The organism is Legionella norrlandica, assembly GCF_000770585.1.
In the GTDB taxonomy this organism is placed as follows: Bacteria; Pseudomonadota; Gammaproteobacteria; order Legionellales; family Legionellaceae; genus Legionella; species Legionella norrlandica.
Map to the genome: position 1 here is coordinate 1 of NZ_JNCF01000127.1, position 689 is coordinate 689.

Sequence of the window (689 nt, forward strand, 5' to 3'; positions counted from 1 at the left end):
TTAGTGAAAAATAATTTGGATACGATGTTACTTGAGCAAACGGTAGAGGTTGCCAAGCAAGTTGGCGGATTTTGTTATAAGCAGTTAAGAATAGCATTAGATTCGGCACCATTAGAAGGAGCTGGTCGAGTCGAAGATACCTTCAATTTGATTGGTCATGCCCTGGAATTAGTGGTTGATTGTGCTGCAGGGTAAAAAGATCATTGCCAAGCCATGGAACCCGCCAACGCACGGAAAATATGGTAAAAAGATTTTATTATTAATTTACAAAATTCAATCGTCACTTGTCCCGCTGGCAAACAGCAAAGAATTATAGGAAGACCGGGAAGTCTTATGGCTAAGTTCTCTGCCAAAATCTGTAGTGTTTGCCCCGTAAAAAGAAACTGCAGTGACTCAAAGACTGGAAGAGTGATTCAAATTCACGACCAAGAATCAATGTTACAGTCATTGAAATATTATGTTGAGTCTCCAGAAGGTCGACAAGAAGTAAGAGAACGAGTTAAAGTAGAGCACGCTCTTGCATCCATTTGCAATCGAAAAGGACCAAGAGCCAGATATATTGGTTACGTCTTAATGAATATGATTTAAACAGAACTGCCATGGTTACAAATTTGCACATCGCTATGAATTTGGCTGCGTAAATTTAAATCATTCGGCGCTCTAGGGGATCTTCCACTCGCGTTTCAGAT

At 40.1% G+C, this 689-nt stretch carries 1 pseudogene; it reads left to right on the plus strand.

Annotation, left to right across the window (positions count from 1 at the left end):
* A pseudogene (locus OK13_RS14330) lies at positions 1-588 on the plus strand (transposase); the annotation flags it as partial.
* Positions 589-689: the final 101 nt, after the last annotated feature.